We start from the raw sequence: 15,362 nt of genomic DNA on the forward strand, positions 1-15,362 counted from the left end.
CATGCACAAGACTGATCTCGGCCAGAGCGCCTTCCGCATCGCCTTCGGTGTACTGATGGCTTTCATCATCCTCAACGTCGCGGCCATCGTCGCGGTGGTGGCGGTCAACTCCTTCGGCACGCAGTGGTTCACCGGCTGGCTGCCGGAATCCTTCACGACCAGCTGGTACAGCCGCGCATGGAAGGAGTTCCAGCTCGGCGACGTGCTGTGGACCACCGCGCTGGCGGTCGGCGCTGTGGTGCTGCTGTCGGTGCTGATCGGCGTGCCCGCGGCCTACGTGCTGGCACGGGTCGAGTTCCCCGGCAAGCGACTCGTCACGCTGCTCTTCCTGCTGCCCCTGCTGGTGCCGCCGATGACCTACGGCATCCCGCTGGCCACGGTGCTCTACCAGGTCAACCTGGGCGGCTCGCTGTGGGGCGTGATCCTCGCGAACCTCGTGCCCTGCGCCCCCTTCGTGGTGATGGTGATGACGCCCTTCATCGAGCAGATCGACACGCGGGTGGAAGTGGCCGCGCGGGTCTTCGGCGCCGGCACGCTGACCATCTTTCGCCGCATCCTGATGCCGCTGCTGCTGCCCGGGATCATGGCCGCCTCGCTGCTGGTGCTGGTGCGCACCATCTCGATGTTCGAGCTCACCTTCCTCACGGCAGGCGCGGACAGCCAGACGCTGGTGGTGGCGCTCTACTACGCCGTGTTCGCGGCGGGCATCCGCTCGGCGCAATCCATCGACGCGATGGCCGTGATCTACATGCTGACCACGCTGGTGTGGGTGCTCATCGCCTTCCGCTTCATCGATCCGACGCAGATGGTGGGCAAGGTCCGGGTCCAGAAATCATCATGAGCGACACCATGAAGCTTCTTCTCATCACCGGTGCGGCCGGGCTGGTCGGCACTGCGTTGCGACCCTTGCTGCGCGCGCACTACCGGCTGCGCCTCGTCGACTTGCACGCCATCGCCCCACAGGAAGGCGAGGAAACGTTGGACGGCAACCTGTGCGACCCGGCCTTCGTGCAAAAGGCTGTCGCGGGCGTCGATGCGGTGCTGCACCTGGCCTGCGTCCACGGGCCGGCGGCACGCTTCGAATCGACGCTCGGGCCCAACTACCAGGCCACGCTCCAGTTGCTCGAAGCATCGGATCGCCATGGCGTGCAGCGCTTTGTCTTCGCCAGCAGCCACCACGTGCTCGGGCAGTACCGCGCGGACGCCACCGAGTTCTTCGACGCACTGCCGCCGGCGCCCGACAGCTACTACGGCATGAGCAAGGTGTTCGGCGAATCCGCCTGTGCCAGCTATGCGCTCCGCGGCGGACCGGCGGCCTTCGTCATTCGCATCGGCAATGCGGATGCGCAAGTCGGCGATGCACGGCGCCTGCGGATCTGGGTCAGCATCCGCGACCTGGCGCAACTGATCCGCATCGGGCTGGAACATCCGGAGGTGGGCAACGAGATCGTGTACGGGGTCTCCGACAGTCCACGGCCCTTCTTCGCCAACCATCGTGCGCGGGAACTCGGCTACCGGCCGCAGGACAGCGCAGCGGACTTCCTGGCACCGGGCTATCTGGATCACGATGCCATGGACCCGGAGACCTCGGGGCGCGACCATGTCGGCGGGGCATATGCGGCTGCGTCGTTGGCATCGGTGCTGCAGGTGTCGGGGACGAAATGAGCGAGATCAGCATCGGTGCTGCCGGCGTCGAGGACGAAATGAGCGAGATCATCGAGTTGCGCCAAGGTGCCGCCTTCGTTCGCGTTGCGCCTGCCGTCGGCGGACGCATCACGCAATGCCGACTGTCGGATGCAGACGGCCAGGTGTTCGACGTGCTCCACCCCTATCCGGAGGAGCACAGCGAACTCCTGCGTTGGGCCAAGGGCGGCATGTACCCGCTGGTTCCCTACTGGGGCCGGATCGCGAATGCGCAACTGCGGCATGCCGGCGAGCGGATCGCACTGTGCCCGCATCCGGATGCCGTGCCGCACACCTTGCACGGCACCGCGCACCAAAGCCAATGGCAGGTCGTCCACCGCGACGATGCGCACATCACCCTTCACCTCGACAAGCACTCGGACGCGCATTGGCCCTGGCACTACAGCGCCCAACTGGCCATGGCCCTCCGTCCCGCATCACTGCGCGTTGAAATCTCTGTCAGCAACGCGGACGTGAAGCCCATGCCGGCTGGCATCGGCCTGCACCCGTACATCCACTGTCATCCGTCTTCACGCCTGCAATTCACCGCGCACAAATGCTGGGTGATGACGCAGGACTTCCTCAGTCTGCGCCCCGCCGCTGTCGACGCGCCGGATGATTTCAGCGCCGACCGCTCCGTCGGCCTCGAAGCGTTCACGCACTGCTACAGCGAGTGGGAAGGCGGCTTGCGGCTTGGGAGCGGTGGCGACAAATCGCGCCCCTCCCTGCGCATCGTTGCCTCCCCCGAACTGGACCATCTCGTCCTGCACCGCCCGCCCAACGCGCCCTACATCTGCATCGAACCCGTCAGCCATACCGCCAACGCCTTCAACCTCGCAGCCGACGGCGTCGCCGATACCGGCACGCGGCTCCTGGCACCCGGTCAACGGCTCAGCGGCGCGGTCGAGTTCAGGCTCGAATGATCATGAAGACACCCACCATGAACGATCTCCCGATGGAAACACGCACCGGCTGGGCCCCTACATTGCGCTATCCAGACCCGGCGGTCGTGATCCTCGATCCCTCCTTCGCGAAGTACCGCCTGTTCGCCGCCAGCGTCGAGCGCCTGGCGACAGGATTCCGCTGGATGGAAGGTCCGGTGTGGTTCGGCGACGCCCGCTACCTGCTCGCGAGTGACGTGGCCAGCAATCGCATCATCCGATGGGACGAGGTCACCGGCGTGGCGTCCGTGTACCGCGAGTCATCGAACCATGCGAACGGTCACACGCGAGACTTGCAAGGTCGCTTGGTCACCTGCGAAGCGGCCGTCACACGTCGCATCAGCCGCACCGAGCACGATGGACGCATCACCACGCTGGCCGATCGCTTCGAGGGCAAGCGCCTGAACTCGCCCAACGACATCGTGTGCCAGTCGAACGGCGCGATCTGGTTCAGCGACCCGCCGTTCCAGCTGGCCAACAACTACGAAGGCCGCATCGCCGCACAGGAACTGCCGCACGCGGTCTATCGGATCGACCCGGAGAGCGGCCAGTTGAGCCAGGTCATCGATGACCTTGCCGGTCCCAACGGCTTGTGCTTCTCGCCCGACGAACGAACGCTGTACGTGGTCGAGAGTCGCGCCGAGCCGAGCCGGCGCGTCTGGGCCTACGCAGTCGGCAACGATGGAACCCTCTCGAACAAGACGCTGCACATCGATGCGCAGGGGCCAGGCGCCTTCGACGGCATCAAGTGCGACGTGGACGGGAACATCTGGGCCGGCTGGGGCAGCGATGGCTCGGCAGACGCGGATGCCAGCGCATTGGACGGCGTCATGGTCTTCAATCCCGAAGGTCGCGCCATCGGCCATATCCGCCTGCCGGAGCGTTGCGCGAACCTTTGCTTTGGCGGCGCTGACAACAACCGGCTCTTCATGGCAAGCAGCCATTCGATCTACGCGCTCTACGTCAATACTTGTGGTGCGGAACGGCGATAGCAGCCGACGACGCCCGCGCCCGCGACAAGGCGCCAGCCGTTCTCGTGCTGTTCGCTCGCAGCCTCACATTCCTCCGAAGACACGCTTTGACGTCTTGTGGACAAATGGCGCACCTCTCTCGTGCATGCATCACCCATCTGCCAGTCCGAATCGGCACCAAAGGAGCGCGTCGCCAATGAAAAGGCGATTTGTGCGGTGCACCATTCCAGAAAAGTCAACACGCTGTTGTCCCCGCAGCCGGTGCATGACTCTGTGGATAACTGGCAGGTCGATGTGGCGGAGCCGCACCGCGCCTTGTGCTCGACAGGATGCCCGGAGAATGAGCACCTCGGTCGAATGCGAAACCTTTGCAGAGGGTTACTTCACCCCCTTCACCCGCGCGCGAGCGGACACCGTCGTCGAGCAGTCGAAGCTTGCCCGAACCTGAAAGCGGGTACCGGGTCCTGATACCGATGCGATCTCGATGCGATGCCGCAGGTCAAAGCGCTGGAAAAACGGCGTGCCGAGGTCCAACCTGCACGCATCGCAACTGCCGCATCGACCCATGAACCTGCGAAAGCTTCGACTTGGCGCCTTGCTGTTGCCTGGCATCCTTTGCATCGCATGTGCGCCGATTCCAGTTTCGCTTTACGTGGCTGACGCGGCGCAAGGGAAGACGATCCATTCGTCCTGTTCGATCAACAAGAGCGTGCCGGAAGGCATCGAAGTGGATCTGCAGGGCCTGCAGGCACAGGTCAAGCTTGTCCAGGCCTTCTCGAACGGATACCTCGAAGTCCGGCTCGATGTTCCGCCAGGCATGACCGTGCAACTCGACGACGCAACCGTCACGATCGTTCGCGGAAACGGACGGCCGCCGCTGGAAGCGCGCTACCCGAACATCAGCCTGGTGGACACCCCCGGCATCAACAGCTTCAGTGGGTCGCCGGCGCTGGCGAAGTACATGGTGCCCGTGCGCACGCCGCTGGTCGGCGGCAGCACCGTCATCGGCCGGCAGGTGTGGAACAAGCATTACTGGATGGCCGCGCGCCTGGACACGGAAGGCGCTCCCGAAGTGTCAGTCACGCTGCCTGATCTCACGATCAACGGCTTGCCCGCACGGTTTCCGGCGCTTCGCTTTCACCGCGAGCTTTTCGTCGTCCTCGCGCCATTCAATTGCTGAGCAAGCGAGGCCGTCGCGCGTGCCACTGCGGTGTCGCGCCAGACCGTTTGACGCGTGCGGCATGCTTTTTCATCTCGCTAACGAAATCGTCGATGCGTCTGTGATGAGGTCGGCCGTCATCCGCGGCTTGATCGACCAGCAGACCGGCATGCGATGTAGCGCGACTGGCAATTGCGGTGGCTTTGCGCGGGATTCGCCGCGAGTCATCGAACCATCCGATCGCGCTGGCGCGAGCGGCGGCCTCACAGTCCCCAGTGCAGTGCAGCGCGCGGTATTGCTTGACCTTGCCACAATGGCAAGGTTGACACTGGCGACAGTTTCAGCTTTCCGCCAAATTGCTCAAAAGTGCCTTGCAAGCACCGTTACGCCGAATACCATACCTGCATGTCTGTTTCGCGCTTTACTCCTTTGGGCCGTCATGCTCGCCGTACCCTTCCAAGGGTACGCGGCAGCGTCCATGCTGTACTGCGCCTCGACTGAAACCCAGCTGAGCGAGTCAGTGGCAGTAGCCGCTGCGGAATCGCATGATCACCACGATCACTCGGCAGTAGCGTCCGACGCGAGCCCTGGCCATGACCACCATGATCATGAGGCCAGTGACGACAGCGGCGCGCACAAGTGCGGCACATGCGGCGCTTGTCATTCAGTTGCCCTGACCAGCGTGTTCCCTGCCATATCGCCGATGGGCCTCCCTTCAGCGGATCTCGCAGAGCCCTTCATCGCCGTGGCTGAACTCGCGCCACGCGTCCTCGACAAACCTCCTCGCGCCTGACGCGTCCGTGCGGCCGTGATCTCGTCACGGGATCAGCCGCGGGCGCTCTCATGTTCCTCATCGTCACGCCCGCTCGCGGGTGCATGTGACGCGTTCCGTTCATGATTTTTGCGAGTTTTTCATGCCTCATTCATTGCCGGCCGTTTGGCTGGCCGCATCGCTTGCCGCCTTGACGTTGGGCGCGACTGCGCAGCCAGCGCATGACCCCGCGGGCCCTGGGCCGGCAGGCTCTGCGCGGCCACCGCTGCCCTACGTCTCTGCCTTCGAGGGCTATCAGTCCTTCAAGGACGAGAAGCCCATACCGTGGCGCGAGGCCAACGACACGGTCCATCGCAGGGGCGGTTGGCGCGCCTACGCCAGTGAGGGATCCGCACCGAAGGCAGCGGAAGGCAAGACCCAAGACGCTTATTCCGGCATGGGTCACGCGATGCCCATGCCCGCGAACAAGGAGCGGCCATGAAACGCGCAATGCGCCTCACGGCGGCGACGTTCGGCATGGCGTTCCTCGCGGGATGCGCGACGGTCAGCATCGACGATGCCTTGCAGGAGACGAACAGCAACGCCCGGCAGTTCACACAAGGCAAGCTGGAGATCAGTCGCACCAGAGAACAGCGCGACCGCCGCCTGCAGTTGACGCAGGAGCTATTGTCGAAACCCTTGTCGCAAGACGACGCGGTGCAAGTGGCCCTGGCCAACAGCCCCGCCGTGCAGGCGCTGCTCGCCCAGGGCTGGGCCGACATTGCGTCCGCGAATCAGGCCGGCCGCCTTCCGAACCCGATCTTCAAGTTCGAGCGCATGCGCCTGGACAGCGAGTTGGAAATCGGTCGCATGCTGTCCATCGGCCTGTTGGATCTCATCCTCTTGCCACGCCGGCTCGCGATCGCGAAGAGCAAGGTGGATCAGGCGAAGATCCAACTCACCAGCACGGTCGTCGACCAAGTGACGCAAGTCAGGCAAGCATGGGTCCGGGCGGTCGCTGCGCAGCAGGCATTGCAGTACGCGCGGCAGGTCAACGAATCCGCGCAAGCCAGTGCAGAACTGGCGCGGCGCATGCAACTCGTTGGCAATTTCAGCAAGCTGCAGCGCGCTCGCCAGCAGGTCTTCCATGCCGATGCGACGACGCAGCTTGCCTCTGCACTGCATGCGGTCACGTCTGCGCGTGAGGAGCTGATCCGGGCGCTGGGCCTGGATGACGCGCAGTCTGCCAAGCTCGTGTTGCCTGATCGGCTTCCCGATCTTCCCAAGGCGCCGCGCGATGCTGCGCAGGTAGCCGCGACCGCGATGGAGCAGCGCCTGGACGTGCAACTGGCAAAGGCCCAGCTCGATGTTGCCGGCAAGTCCCTGGGCATCAACCTCCTGACGACCTTCACCGACATCGAAGTGGGTGGCCGCAACGACACCGTGTTCGACAACGCCGGTGGCACCAGGAGCACGCGGCGCGGCTACGAACTTGACATCCGGCTTCCGCTGTTCGACTGGGGTACGGCCCAACGCGACCTCATGAATGCACAAGCGTTTGCCGCCGCGAACCGCCATGACGCCACGACACGAGGAGCATCCTCGCAGTTGCGCGAGAGCTACTCGGCGTATCGCACGGCATACGACATCGCGCGGCATTACCGCGATGAAGTCGTTCCGCTGCGCCAGGCGATGGCCGACGAGAACGTCCTTCGATACAACGGGATGCTCATTGGCGTCTTCGAACTCCTGGCCGACGCACGTGACCAGGTGGCCAGCGTGATCAACGCGATCAATGCCCAGCAGCAGTTCTGGCTGGCAGACGCGGCACTTTCCGCAACCGTGATCGGCAAGCCGACCGCTCTACCCGCCGCGATGGCTGCATCCGGCTCCGACGCAGCATCCTCCGCCGCGCATTGAGCCCGCCCCAGACAAGACAACGACATGACGAACAGACGCAACTTCCTGAGCGGTGCGGGTGCCATCACCGGCGCCATTGCAGCCGCGACCGTGAGCAAGGTGGCGATGGCCGCGCTGCCCGAGCCCATGCTCCAGACGAAACCCGACACGATGGCCCCGCTGTTGCCGCCCAACGGCCGTCCCTACAACCCGGTCGTCACGCTGAATGGCTGGACCCTGCCCTGGCGCATGAACAACGGCGTGAAGGAATTCCATCTCGTGGCAGAGCCGGTCGTGCGCGAAATGGCGCCCGGCTTCAAGGCTCACCTCTGGGGCTACAACGGCCAGTCGCCAGGCCCGACGATCGAGGTGGTGGAAGGCGACCGGGTGCGAGTCTTCGTCACCAACAAGCTTCCCGAGCACACCACCATCCACTGGCACGGCCAGCGCCTGCCCAACGGCATGGACGGCGTTGCCGGCCTGAACCAGCCGCCGATCCAGCCCGGCAAGACCTTTGTCTACGAGTTCGTGGCACGTCGCCCCGGCACTTTCATGTACCACCCGCACGCCGACGAAATGACGCAGATGGCGATGGGAATGATGGGCTTCTGGGTGACGCACCCGAAGGGCGAACACCCGCTCATCGACAAGGTCGACCGCGACTTCGTGTTCCTGCTCAGTGCCTATGACATCGAGCCCGGCAGTGCCACGCCCAAGATCATGACGATGCAGGACTTCAACCTGTGGACGTGGAACAGCCGCGTCTTTCCCGGCATCGATTCGCTCAACGTGCGACAGAACGACAAGGTGCGCATTCGCGTCGGCAACCTGACGATGACCAATCATCCGATTCATATTCACGGACACGAATTCCAGGTCACGGGTACGGACGGTGGGCCCATCCCGCGCAGCGCGCGCTGGCCGGAGGTCACCACCGACGTGGCCGTCGGCCAGATGCGGCAGTTCGAATTCCTCGCCGATGAGGAAGGCGACTGGGCCTTCCACTGCCACAAGAGCCACCACACGATGAATGCGATGGGCCATGACGTGCCCACGATGATTGGCGTCGACCACCAGGACGTCGCAAAGAAGATCACGCGCCTCATTCCCGACTACATGGTCATGGGAGAGCGCGGCATGGCCGACATGGGCGAGATGGAGATGCCCATCCCCGACAACACCGCACGAATGATGTCGGGCCAGGGGCCATTCGGCTCCGTCGAAATGGGCGGCATGTTCAGCGTCATGAAGGTCCGCAAGAGTCAGAAGGCCGGCGACTACAGCAACCCCGGCTGGTTCAAGCATCCCAAGGGCACGGTGGCATACGAACTGGCGGGCGATCCGCCAGGCGCCGCCCGTGCCCACGGCGCAGGCGCATCAGCGCTGCCGGCCAAAAACAGGCCTGCTCAAAACATCGAAGTGCAGGTCAGAAAGCCCGCGGGGCATTCCGGTAACTGATTTTTTCCAACCACCAACCAAAAGGGAACACTCATGAAGAAGAACTCGATTTGTTCAGGCGCAATGCTCGCACTGGCTTTGCTTGCGAGCGGCAACGGCTTTGCCAACGGCACCCACGCAGGTGGCCACGGTCACGATGCGGATGCCAGTGTTGGCAAACCCGGCATTGCCAGCAAGGCCACTCGCACCGTCAGCATCGATATGAACGACACGATGCGCTTCATACCCGCTGACATCCACGTCAAGAAGAACGAGACGGTTCGCTTCGTCATCACGAACTCGGGTGTGCTGAAACATGAACTGGTGCTTGGCACCGAGAAGGAGCTCAAGGAGCACTACGAAGTCATGAAGAAGCACCCGGAGATGGAACATGCCGATCCGAACATGGTGACGCTTGCGCCAGGCAAGAGCGGAGAAATCGTGTGGCAGTTCACCAAGGCCGGCAAGGTCGACTTCGCGTGCCTCCAACCCGGTCACTACGACGCAGGGATGAAGGGTGCTGTGAACGTGAAGAAGGCCCTCACCAAGGCAACACAGTAAGCCGGCGGACCGGCCCACCCCGACAAATTCTCGATCACCCACAAGGACGTCCCATGCGCAACACCCGCATCTCGATCATCTCGACCGTCGCTGCACTCACCTTCGTGCTCGCGAGCGCCGCTCAAGCTCAATCCACTCCCGCCACTGCGTCGCCGACCGCAAGCGCCTCGGCTGATCTGTCCGATGGCGAAATTCGCAAGGTGGACAAGGACAACAAGAAGCTGACGATCAGGCACGCCCCACTGCAGAACCTCGACATGCCCGGCATGACCATGGTCTTCAGCGTGAGCGACGAGGCCGTGCTCGACAAGCTTCAGGCCGGAGAAAAAATCCGGTTCAGGGCCGAAAAGATCAACGGTGCGTTCACTGTCACCAAGATCGAAGCGGCCCTGTGAGTTCCCGCAGACAGGTTCAACGATGACCCTGTCCAGCTTTGCCAGACATCCGTTGCCGCGACCACCTGGTTCGGAGTTCTTGAACGCCATTGCACGTCCCGGGTCACGAGGAACGATCGATCGCGGCATTCACAGCGCTCTACTTCGTGACGAAGACCTTCGAGGGCCCGGCGTGACACACTGCTGGGCCAGGAGGAGCCCTCACCCGTGTACCCATTGCTGACCGGCCTGCGCATCATCGAATGCGCCTCGTTCATTGCCGCGCCTTCGTGCGCCCTGCACCTGCGCCAGCTGGGCGCCGAGGTGATCCGCATCGACCCAATCGGCGGCGGACCGGATTTCCATCGCTGGCCGTTGTCGGAGGGCGGCCACAGCTACTACTGGGAAGGGCTCAACAAGGGCAAGAAGTCGATCGCCGTGGACTTCTCCCGACCCGAAGGCCGCCAGCTCGTCGCGGACCTCATCACCGCACCGGGCGCCGACGGCGGCATCCTCGTGACGAATTTTCCGAAGGATGGTTTTCTCGCGCATGAACGCCTCAGCGCGCTGCGCCCGGACCTCATCACGGTGCGTGTGACGGGATGGCGCAACGGCGATTCGGGGCTGGACTACACCATCAATGCGGCGCTGGGCATCCCGCTCATGACCGGCGGCGCGGACAACGGCGAACGACCGGTCAACCACGTGCTGCCGGCCTGGGACCTGTTGACGGGCGCCTACGCCGCATTCGTGACGCTCGCCGCCGAGCGCGATCGGCTGCGCACCGGTCGCGGCCAGGAGGTGACGGTGCCGCTCTCGGACGTTGCGCTGGCGGCGCTGGGCAACATGGGCCAGATCGCCGAGGTGCTGGCCGGCGGCGAGCGCCCGCGCCACGGCAACGCGCTGTTCGGCGCCTTCGGTCGCGACTTCATGACCTCGGATGGCGAGCGCGTGATGGTGGCCGCGATCACTCGGCGCCAATGGACGGGGCTGCTCGCGGCCCTGCAGATCGAACAGGCGGTCGCGCGGCTGGAGTCCGTCCTCGGCGTGTCCTTCGAGAAGGATGAGGGCCAGCGCTTCGTGCATCGCGAGGCGCTGTTTCCCCTGGTTGAACAAGCCATCGGCGCCCTCCCTCTCGGCCCGCTGCGCACGCGCTTCGATGGCGCGGGCGTCTGCTGGAGTCCCTACATGACGCTCAGCCGCGCCTTGCGCGAAGACCCCCGGCTCTCGCTGGCCTCCTCGATGTTCAGCGAGCTGGCGCACCCGAGCGGCCATCGCTACCCGGCGCCCGGCGCTGCGGCGACGCTGTCCGGCATCGAACGCGAGCCCGGCGTGCGCGCGCCACACCTGGGCGAGCACACCGACGCTGTGCTGGCCGATGTGCTTGCGCTGTCCCCGTCCCGCATCGGCGAACTGCATGACGCCGGGCTGGTCGCCGGACCAGCTTCCTGACACCACCACTTTGAGACCCCAGCAATGAACGCCATCGCCCATGCAGCCCCGTCAGTCGCGCACTTTCGGGAGGTCGCGGATGCGGCGCGCCAGTACGGCGGCGAAGCGCAACGCGCAGCCGAACGCATCTTCTGCCGCGACGGGCGTGTCGACACGACGGTCCTGCATGCGCAGCAACGCGCGCTGCATGGATTTGCCTGGACCGCGACGCTCGTGGAAGCGGTCGTGCGCTCGGCGCAATGGGGCCTGCAGTTGGCCGACGCAGGCCGGCTGGGACCACTCGATGCGCAGGTGCTCGCGGTCGGCCTGGCCGAGTACCTCGCGCAGTTGGCCGGCGGCATCCCCATGGGCCAGAACGAGATCTTTAGGCCGCACGAACTCGGCTTGAACGATGCGGCGGCTCGACTGATGGCGGAGCCCGCGGTGCGCGAGTTGCAGGCACGCGGCGGAACACCTGCCGCGCGTGCAGCGTTGATCGACGCGCTGCGCAACGGCGAACAACTCGGCGAATCGTCGCTCGACGAAGAACTGGACATGATCCGCGACCAGTTCCGCCGCTTCACCGAACAGGAAATCACGCCGCATGCCCACCGTTGGCACCTGGCCGACGAACTCATCCCCGATGCGCTGATCGCCAAGCTCGCGGAACTGGGCGTGTTCGGCATCTGCATCCCGACCGAATTTGGCGGCATGGGCCTCGGCAAGCGGGCCATGTGCATCGTCAGCGAGGAACTCAGCCGCGGATGGATAGCGGCCGGCTCGCTCGGCACGCGCTCGGAGATCGCGGGCGACCTGATCGCATCGGCCGGCACGCCGGAGCAGAAGGCACGCTGGCTGCCGGTGATCGCATCGGGAGAGGTGCTGCCGACGGCGGTGTTCACTGAGCCGGACAGCGGCTCGGACCTGGCCTCGCTGCGCACGCGTGCCACGCAAGCGCCCGGCGGCGGCTGGCGCATCGACGGCAACAAGACCTGGATCACGCACGCGGCGCGCAGCGACCTCATGACCTTGCTGGTGCGCTCGGAGCCGGGTGTCGAAGGACACGGCGGCCTGTCGATGTTCCTGGCCGCCAAGCCGCGCGGGACGGATGCCCTGCCCTTCCCCGCCGAAGGCATGAGCGGCAGCGAGATCGCGGTGCTGGGCTATCGCGGCATGAAGGAATACGAGATCGCCTTCGAGGGCTTCGAGGTCGCGGCCGACGGCGTGCTCGGCGGCGCGCGTGGCCAGGGCTTCCGGCAGCTCATGCAGACCTTCGAAGGCGCCCGCATCCAGACCGCTGCACGGGCCGTCGGCGTGGCCTGGCGCGCCTTCGACCTGGCCTGGCGCTATGCCAATGACCGGCGGCAGTTCTCGCGCCCGCTGGTCGAGTTCCCTCGGGTATCGGACAAGCTCGCGACGATGGTCGCGGAGACGGTGCTCGCGCGGCACCTCACTTCGTTTGCCGCGATGGAAAAGGAACAGGGCCATCGTTGCGACATCCAGGCCGGCATGGCCAAGCTGCTGGCGGCGCGGGTGGCCTGGGCCAATGCAGATGCGGGCCTGCAGATCCACGGCGGCAACGGCTACGCGCTGGAGTTCGAGATGAGCCGCGTGCTTTGCGACGCGCGCATTCTCAACATCTTCGAGGGTGCGGCGGAGATCCAGGCGCAGGTAATCGGGCGCGGACTGCTGACGCGGTAGATCTGGTGCAGGTGCGGCGCATCCCGCGCCGAAGAGCGCCCATCCCCAGTGTGCCCCTCTGATCTGTTACTGGTCGCCAATTACACCCAGCCAACGGTGCAAGTCTTAAATTTACCAATTCTCTTAAAGGGTTGCCTTCCGGCAAACAAAAGTGCCCAATAACATTTTCCAATTGCCTGAGATTTCCAAGCTTTATTTGGGCGAGGAACACTTTGAGGCAGTCAAGCGAAATTCTAGCGCGCAATGGCTATTTACAGCCGAAGACTCGATTGAGCAGCATGCGCTTTCTTTCGGCGAGTTGGGCAATGCTCTTCTAGTCGCCCTGCGTGAGAATAATGTAGTGGCTGACGTTAAGTACGTTTTGTCGGCATCGCGAGCGCCTTTTCAAGCCGTCTATCTCCCGGCGCGAGCCCTCTATGTAGTCGTTAGCGATGTAAATGCATGTGTAGACCTAATTAGTCTCTGTGCTAAATCGACGATGCTCTCGCATGTAGCGACGATGCTGGAAACCAAGCCAGTTGCGCCAAGTGGAGTGTACACAGGGCTATCGCTTGTAGAGATCTGCCGACTGTTCATGAGCGACGAAGAAACGCAATATGGGGACGTGGTTGCCGGGCGTATGGTATTCACTTCCGCACTCATGTATGCGTTCGGTCATGAACTCGCGCACATCTTTAATGGTCATCTCGCGTTGCAGAGTGACCCAAAATTTGCCTCGATCAACCCGGACCAGGGTCAAGAGTACCTCACGCAAAGAACGCTTGAAATTAACGCAGACCGATTTGGAGCTGGGTGGGCCTTCGAAGTTGGTGAAAACATGCTCAAGCAAATGCTCATCAAGGTGTACGCCGACCTCGATTCACACGAACGAACGCGAGTTGCTTTTGCACATCGGGTCAGATACATAGTTGGAGTCTTCATAGCAAGCCTATATTCCGACGCGCGCCTGGAAAATCATTTTTCACCGCGTTACCCGAGAAGTTATCAGCGGTTTATCGTTGCGTTGCGCGAACTCCGAGACTCAATCGCACATTACGACCGAAGCGCAAGAAATTTGCCAGAGCACGTCCGAGAAGTCTTGGCGCGCTCCTTCGCGGAGATTGCTGGGAATATAGATAATCTGCGACATCCATTAGCGCGAAACGCTATTTGGATCGCTGGAGAAGGCGACGTTAGGCAAGATTATTTGGAAAGCGCCGCAGAGGTCACAATTAAGTCATTGGAGCCCGCAGAACGGCGATGGACTGTCCTACTTCCACACTTGTCTCAACATCGAATAGGTCGCCCTCTTTCTGAGTCGCTCATCCCACGCTAGTACCAATAATTTAGTCTAAGGTGGCCGCTATCGTTATGCAATTGACCGCGGAGCAATGCACTTGGCCAGCCGATCGGGCCGGGCGAATTGCTGCGCCGACGATGGCGCCCTACTCCGCCTTGATGTTGTTGTCCTTGACCACCTTGCCCCAGCGCGTGGTCTCGGTCTTCATCCATTCGGCGATCTGCTGGCGGTTCATGCCCGAGGGCTCAGAGCCGAGTTCCTGCAGGTGCTTGGCGAACTCGGGGCGCGCGACGATCTTGTTGATGGCGTCCTGCAACTTGTCGAGCACGGCCGGCGGCGTGCTGGCCGGCGCTAGCAGTCCCTGCCATGAACCCGTGACGAAGCCGGGAATCTGCGAGGCGACCGTCTGCACGCCCGGCGTCGCCGCGAACGGCTTGGCGCTGGTGACCGCGATGGCCTTGACCTTGCCGCCCTTCACGAGTTGGTTGGTCGCGATCACGCTGGCCATGGCGCTGTCGATCTGGCCGCCCGCGAGATCGGCCAGCGCCTGCGCGCCGCCCTTGTAGCCAATGATGTTGAACTCGAAGCCACGGTCCTGCGCGAGCAGGATGCCGGCCAGTTGGCTGATCGAAGCCAGCGGCGTGCCGAAGCTGATGGGCTTGGCGCTCTTCTTGGCATAGGCGGCCAGTTCGTCGAGGTTCTTCACCGGGAGATCGTTCTTCACCACCAGCAGGTGCGGCGAATAGGCCGGGATCGCGATCGGCGTCAGGTCCTTGGGGCTGTAGCTGGTTTGCGGCTGCACGCTCGGGCCGATGGTGAGCACGCTCATGTCGAGCAGCAGCAGGTTGTAGCCGTCCGGTGCGGACTTGGCGACGAAAGCCGCGCCGATGTTGCCGTTGCCGCCGGCCTTGTTCTCGACGATGACCGGCTGCTTCAGCATCTCGCCCAGTTCCTTGGCCAGCAGGCGCCCCAGCACGTCGGAGGTACCGCCCGCCGGGTTGGGCACTGTGATGCGGATCATGCGGTTGGGGTAGCTCGCAGCGTCGTCGGCAAAGGCGGGCAAGGATGCGCCGGCCAGCATTGCGGCGGCGGCCATGCCGAGCAATGCGCGCCTTGCGAGGGGGCGCGCTGACGGGGTGTTCTTGGTGTGGGCTTTCATGGATATCTCCTTGGAT

The 15,362-nt window shown here is 63.8% G+C and carries 15 protein-coding genes; 13 read left to right on the forward strand and 2 right to left on the reverse strand.

What is annotated here, in order from left to right:
• The first annotated feature begins 1 nt into the window (after position 1).
• From WKW82_RS13960 to WKW82_RS13980, 5 genes are all read left to right on the forward strand, one after another.
• A complete protein-coding gene (locus WKW82_RS13960) occupies positions 2–841 on the forward strand; it encodes an ABC transporter permease (protein WP_340342900.1) in 840 nt (279 codons plus the stop codon).
• 8 nt (positions 842–849) lie between these two features.
• On the forward strand, positions 850–1,665 hold the full coding sequence (locus tag WKW82_RS13965) for an NAD-dependent epimerase/dehydratase family protein (protein WP_340342901.1): 816 nt from the start codon (positions 850–852) through the stop codon (positions 1,663–1,665).
• Positions 1,662–2,606 (forward strand): aldose 1-epimerase, encoded by a 945-nt coding sequence (locus WKW82_RS13970; RefSeq protein WP_340342902.1) that lies wholly within the window; start codon positions 1,662–1,664, stop codon positions 2,604–2,606. The genes WKW82_RS13965 and WKW82_RS13970 overlap by 4 nt, the downstream gene beginning before the upstream one ends.
• Positions 2,607–2,623: 17 nt before the next feature.
• Positions 2,624–3,616 carry an SMP-30/gluconolactonase/LRE family protein gene (locus WKW82_RS13975; RefSeq protein ID WP_340342903.1) on the forward strand — a complete coding sequence of 331 codons (993 nt, stop codon included), beginning with the start codon at positions 2,624–2,626 and terminating at the stop codon, positions 3,614–3,616.
• A 544-nt stretch (positions 3,617–4,160) separates the two neighbouring features.
• The gene (locus tag WKW82_RS13980) at positions 4,161–4,775 is read left to right on the forward strand and encodes a hypothetical protein (RefSeq protein WP_340342904.1); all 615 of its coding nucleotides are present in this window, start codon (positions 4,161–4,163) and stop codon (positions 4,773–4,775) included.
• A 496-nt stretch (positions 4,776–5,271) separates the two neighbouring features.
• Here WKW82_RS13980 and WKW82_RS13985 read toward each other — a convergent pair whose 3' ends face one another.
• Entirely contained in the window at positions 5,272–5,418 is a 147-nt protein-coding gene (locus tag WKW82_RS13985) for a hypothetical protein (protein WP_340342905.1), read from the reverse strand.
• A 250-nt stretch (positions 5,419–5,668) separates the two neighbouring features.
• Between WKW82_RS13985 and WKW82_RS13990 the strand changes: the two genes are divergently transcribed.
• The 8 genes from WKW82_RS13990 to WKW82_RS14025 all read left to right on the forward strand — a co-directional run bounded on the left by WKW82_RS13990 (position 5,669) and on the right by WKW82_RS14025 (position 14,223).
• Positions 5,669–6,007 (forward strand): hypothetical protein, encoded by a 339-nt coding sequence (locus WKW82_RS13990; protein WP_340342906.1) that lies wholly within the window; start codon positions 5,669–5,671, stop codon positions 6,005–6,007.
• Positions 6,004–7,425, forward strand: a complete 1,422-nt coding sequence (locus WKW82_RS13995) for a TolC family protein (protein ID WP_340342907.1) — start codon at positions 6,004–6,006, stop codon at positions 7,423–7,425. Before WKW82_RS13990 ends, WKW82_RS13995 begins: the two co-directional genes overlap by 4 nt.
• Before the next feature lie 24 nt (positions 7,426–7,449).
• Complete coding sequence (locus tag WKW82_RS14000; RefSeq protein WP_340342908.1) at positions 7,450–8,862, forward strand: multicopper oxidase family protein; 1,413 nt, start codon at positions 7,450–7,452, stop codon at positions 8,860–8,862.
• A gap of 33 nt (positions 8,863–8,895) precedes the next feature.
• A complete protein-coding gene (locus tag WKW82_RS14005) occupies positions 8,896–9,402 on the forward strand; it encodes a cupredoxin domain-containing protein (protein ID WP_340342909.1) in 507 nt (168 codons plus the stop codon).
• A 53-nt stretch (positions 9,403–9,455) separates the two neighbouring features.
• Positions 9,456–9,797, forward strand: a complete 342-nt coding sequence (locus tag WKW82_RS14010; protein ID WP_340342910.1) for a copper-binding protein — start codon at positions 9,456–9,458, stop codon at positions 9,795–9,797.
• 207 nt (positions 9,798–10,004) lie between these two features.
• Positions 10,005–11,228, forward strand: a complete 1,224-nt coding sequence (locus tag WKW82_RS14015) for a CoA transferase (RefSeq protein ID WP_340342911.1) — start codon at positions 10,005–10,007, stop codon at positions 11,226–11,228.
• Positions 11,229–11,252: 24 nt separating this feature from the next.
• On the forward strand, positions 11,253–12,908 hold the full coding sequence (locus tag WKW82_RS14020; RefSeq protein ID WP_340342912.1) for an acyl-CoA dehydrogenase family protein: 1,656 nt from the start codon (positions 11,253–11,255) through the stop codon (positions 12,906–12,908).
• Positions 12,909–13,080: 172 nt separating this feature from the next.
• On the forward strand, positions 13,081–14,223 hold the full coding sequence (locus tag WKW82_RS14025) for a hypothetical protein (protein WP_340342913.1): 1,143 nt from the start codon (positions 13,081–13,083) through the stop codon (positions 14,221–14,223).
• Between the two features lie 109 nt (positions 14,224–14,332).
• On the opposite strand, the gene WKW82_RS14030 is transcribed toward WKW82_RS14025, so the two are convergent.
• A complete protein-coding gene (locus WKW82_RS14030) occupies positions 14,333–15,346 on the reverse strand; it encodes a Bug family tripartite tricarboxylate transporter substrate binding protein (RefSeq protein WP_340342914.1) in 1,014 nt (337 codons plus the stop codon).
• Positions 15,347–15,362 lie beyond the last annotated feature (16 nt).

Origin of the sequence: Variovorax rhizosphaerae (genome assembly GCF_037889975.1) — a bacterium.
In the GTDB taxonomy this organism is placed as follows: Bacteria; Pseudomonadota; Gammaproteobacteria; order Burkholderiales; family Burkholderiaceae_C; genus Variovorax; species Variovorax rhizosphaerae.

What these genes read in the sequence shown, in the direction of transcription:
- WKW82_RS13980 (WP_340342904.1), top strand. Translation starts at nt 4,161, where the DNA reads ATGAACCTGCGAAAGCTTCGACTTGGCGCCTTGCTGTTGCCTGGCATC.
- WKW82_RS13990 (WP_340342906.1), top strand. Translation starts at nt 5,669, where the DNA reads ATGCCTCATTCATTGCCGGCCGTTTGGCTGGCCGCATCGCTTGCCGCC.
- WKW82_RS14020 (WP_340342912.1), top strand. Translation starts at nt 11,253, where the DNA reads ATGAACGCCATCGCCCATGCAGCCCCGTCAGTCGCGCACTTTCGGGAG.
- WKW82_RS13985 (WP_340342905.1), bottom strand. Translation starts at nt 5,418, where the DNA reads ATGACAAGCGCCGCATGTGCCGCACTTGTGCGCGCCGCTGTCGTCACT.
- WKW82_RS13975 (WP_340342903.1), top strand. Translation starts at nt 2,624, where the DNA reads ATGAACGATCTCCCGATGGAAACACGCACCGGCTGGGCCCCTACATTG.
- WKW82_RS13965 (WP_340342901.1), top strand. Translation starts at nt 850, where the DNA reads ATGAAGCTTCTTCTCATCACCGGTGCGGCCGGGCTGGTCGGCACTGCG.
- WKW82_RS13995 (WP_340342907.1), top strand. Translation starts at nt 6,004, where the DNA reads ATGAAACGCGCAATGCGCCTCACGGCGGCGACGTTCGGCATGGCGTTC.
- WKW82_RS14005 (WP_340342909.1), top strand. Translation starts at nt 8,896, where the DNA reads ATGAAGAAGAACTCGATTTGTTCAGGCGCAATGCTCGCACTGGCTTTG.
- WKW82_RS14010 (WP_340342910.1), top strand. Translation starts at nt 9,456, where the DNA reads ATGCGCAACACCCGCATCTCGATCATCTCGACCGTCGCTGCACTCACC.
- WKW82_RS13960 (WP_340342900.1), top strand. Translation starts at nt 2, where the DNA reads ATGCACAAGACTGATCTCGGCCAGAGCGCCTTCCGCATCGCCTTCGGT.
- WKW82_RS14000 (WP_340342908.1), top strand. Translation starts at nt 7,450, where the DNA reads ATGACGAACAGACGCAACTTCCTGAGCGGTGCGGGTGCCATCACCGGC.
- WKW82_RS14030 (WP_340342914.1), bottom strand. Translation starts at nt 15,346, where the DNA reads ATGAAAGCCCACACCAAGAACACCCCGTCAGCGCGCCCCCTCGCAAGG.
- WKW82_RS13970 (WP_340342902.1), top strand. Translation starts at nt 1,662, where the DNA reads ATGAGCGAGATCAGCATCGGTGCTGCCGGCGTCGAGGACGAAATGAGC.